The 3,230-nt window shown below is 43.3% G+C and carries 4 protein-coding genes; 1 reads left to right on the top strand and 3 read right to left on the bottom strand.

The features are described 5' to 3' along the window. Positions 1–497: YdeI family protein (locus JWQ85_RS09200; RefSeq protein ID WP_299467171.1), on the bottom strand; the 497-nt coding region annotated here is incomplete at its 3' end. A 25-nt stretch (positions 498–522) separates the two neighbouring features. Beyond that, complete coding sequence (locus tag JWQ85_RS09195; RefSeq protein WP_299467169.1) at positions 523–732, bottom strand: hypothetical protein; 210 nt, start codon at positions 730–732, stop codon at positions 523–525. Positions 733–882: 150 nt separating this feature from the next. Here JWQ85_RS09195 and JWQ85_RS09190 point away from each other — a divergent pair, with 150 nt between their 5' ends. Continuing rightward, entirely contained in the window at positions 883–1,896 is a 1,014-nt protein-coding gene (locus tag JWQ85_RS09190) for an ABC transporter ATP-binding protein (RefSeq protein WP_299467167.1), read from the top strand. Positions 1,897–1,907: 11 nt separating this feature from the next. On the opposite strand, the gene JWQ85_RS09185 is transcribed toward JWQ85_RS09190, so the two are convergent. Then, positions 1,908–3,128 (bottom strand): metallophosphoesterase, encoded by a 1,221-nt coding sequence (locus tag JWQ85_RS09185; protein WP_299467165.1) that lies wholly within the window; start codon positions 3,126–3,128, stop codon positions 1,908–1,910. Between the last annotated feature and the right edge of the window lie 102 nt (positions 3,129–3,230).

The following is a 3,230-nucleotide window of genomic DNA, read 5'->3' as shown; positions in this document are numbered from 1 at the left end:
GTTTTTTCCTGCTTGGCGGTCATTATTCTATGTATAGAAACTTTCTTATACCACGGCGCCTGCGATTCAAAAAACTCCCAGGCCTTCTTATTAGCTTTTAACTGCCGTTCATATTCGGGTTTTAATTCTTTCGCTTCGTTCTCGAAGCTGTATATGGCCGATCTGCTTTCCTGTCGTTTGGCATAGGCAGCGATCCCGGCAGGTTGCATTAAACCCTTTTCGGTAAGTTCGGCTATTTTCTTGATATTAACGGCGCTCCATATACTGGTGGCCTTACGCGGTGTAAAGCGGATAGTGTAGCTTTCTTCGTCGATTGATTTGCGCACACCATCTATCCAGCCAAAGCATAGTGCTTCGTCTACAGATTGTGACCAGGTAATGCTTGGTTTGCCACTTCCTATCTTATAAAACCCAACCAGCAATTCCGTTTCTCTATGGGCATGTTGCTGCAGCCATGCACGAAAATCAGCCGGCGTATTAAAAAAGCGAGGTTCCATAACAGCTAATATACAGCCTGTTTTATTATTTTTTTGAAGTAACAACAATAACAATCCCGCCTAACAGTAGTATACCACCCAAATATGGCGGCCAGTTAACCGTTTTTTGTCTGTCGGCAGATATTTGTACTGGCCCGGCATCAACAATTTTTTCTTTCTTGGTGTAAGTAAACCCTGTCCATATCAGCATTACCGCGCCGATAATAATGAGTACTATTCCGATAGTTTTGTTCATGATTTTGGTTATTAGTCATTAGTGGAATGTTAGTTTGGCCTTAATTGTTTGCCAGGAGCAGAATTATCACATTTTACTTTTTTTTGGTCGATACCATTTTATAGATTAGGTTTGATACAAGTTATACATTAAGCTATCCCCTGGTTAAAAATGAAAGATGATCTGATACTGGAAACCATATCGGTTACCAAAAATTTTTTTGGCGATAAGTCTTCAGGCGTTAATAATATCACCGTTTTTATACCGCAGGGCAAAATAACTGCTATTGTTGGCGAAAGCGGCAGCGGTAAAACAACCTTGCTTAAACTGCTATCGGGCACTATGAAGCCAGACTCGGGAGATGTGTTTTTTCACGGCCAGCCCCTGCCTGTTCGCACTGCACACATTACTGCCGCCCACACGGTAATTACTATGGTAAGCCAGGACAATACCGATATGGATATGGGCGCAAATGTTTGGGAAAACGTAGGCAAGGGCCTGCCTACCGAAGATGCCAATTATAAAATTCAGAAAACCACACAAGCTTTAAACCTGCTGGGTATTTATGACCTGCGCGATCAGCCCTTTGGTAAGCTAAGCGGTGGCGAAAAGCAACGTGTTACCATTGCCAAAGCCCTGATAAACCGCCCCGAGGTGTTGATGCTTGACGAGCCGTTTAACCAGGTTGATGCAGCCTACCGCGAAAGCCTGCAGCATGATATTCGGCAGATAGTTAAAGAATGGGGCGTTACGGTTATACTGGTATCACATGACCCTGCCGAACTGCTATCCATGGCCGACGAGCTTATTGTTATTAAAGAAGGCGAAATTGTAGAATATGGTTCGCCCGAGGAGCTTTACCATAACCCCAAATTACTTTACACTGCTAAAATATTGGTTAGCTGCAGCGAGCTTACTACTGCCCAAGCCAAAGTTTGCGGCATCAAATCAAAACGCGGCACAGTAGTTATTTATGCTGAACACATCAGTATTTCCCCCCTTGGGATAGCACCAAAATGGATGGTAAAGCAAGTGCTTTTTAAAGGCTTTTTTGAAGAACTGATCATCGAACGCGAGGAGGTTTCCCTGCGTGTTATTAACTATGCCCGCCATAAACATCCTGTGGGCAGCAAAATTGGCATCAGCATTAAAAAGTTTTACGAGTTTGGGAAGTGGTTAAGTTAACTATGATATAGTTAAGTCCTCTTTTTCAATGTTATAACCGTTATTTCCGGCCAAATGCCAAGCCTTCCTGAGAACGCCAGAAAGCCGAAACCACGGTTTACATACAGATAGCGATTTTTATGATTAGCCAGGCCGGCCCAGTCAATATACTGGTATTTAACAGGGCTCCAACGTAAACCAGCGGCTTCAATACCAAACTGTGCCCCGTGTGTGTGGCCTGCTAATGTTAAATGTATATCGGTAGGATAGTAACGTACCTTCTCTTCCCAATGGCTTGGGTCGTGCGATAAAAGCACCTTAAAAGCATCTTTATCAACACCTTGCATAGCCCGGTCAAGGTCGCCTAATTGGATAAAACCTTTGCCCCAGTTTTCTACACCTATCAGGGATATTTTTTGTCCGCCTTTTTCCAGCACAACATTTTCATTTAGCAACAGGCGGTAACCAAGGGCGGCGTGATGCTGTTTTAGCTTTGCAAGGTTGGCCTGTTTCTCCTGCTCACTATCCCATTTGATGTAATCGCCATAATCGTGATTACCTAAAATAGAGAACTGGCCAAATGGCGCTTTTATCTTCCCAAAACGGTCTATGTATTGTTCAATTTCCCAGGCGGCGTTGTTAACCAGATCACCGGTGAAGACAAACAGATCAGATTTTTGGGCTATGGCCAAATCTATGCCACGCTGTACGGCTTTCACATTATCGAAGCTACCTGAGTGAATATCTGATAGTTGCGTAATAGTAAACCCATCAAAAGCATCCGGCAGTTCATCATAATATATGGTTTGCCTGTGTACCTTATAATCATACTTGCCGCGAAACATCGCGTAAAAAAACGAAGTAAAAGGTATAGCTGCTATCAATATAGCTATCTCGGTAATAAACTTACGGCGCGACGGAAAGAAGGCCTCACCGGTTTTTTCATCAGCTACAGAACGTATAATTCCGTATAAAAAACGCCCTAAATCGCCCAGCGAAAGCACAATTACAAAGAATAATTTAGTTACCAAAAAGGTAAGGAACAAGCTCAGCATCCATTCATGAAAAGGTGTCATACCCCTGGCTGTACTTAAGCTACTCAAGCCAAATAAAAATAGCGCAGTCACCCCTACCGATACCAGCAGGAAACCCCATGTAACTATAAGTCGCAAGAGGCGGGACCGCCAGTCGGCAGTAAAGGTGCGCAACCCCATAAAAACGTACCAGTCCATCAGCAGGGAAATTGCTGACATAATGAGGAATACTTTAAGAAAACCGCCTCTATGCATTGTGTAAAGCCTTTAGGCCGCAATATAAAAAAGTAAAGGTAATTTGTTTGTAAAAACGCTGCTTTG

This window comes from Mucilaginibacter sp., from assembly GCF_028288105.1.
Taxonomy (GTDB): domain Bacteria; phylum Bacteroidota; class Bacteroidia; order Sphingobacteriales; family Sphingobacteriaceae; genus Mucilaginibacter.
This window is presented reverse-complemented; position numbering and strand designations above follow the sequence as displayed.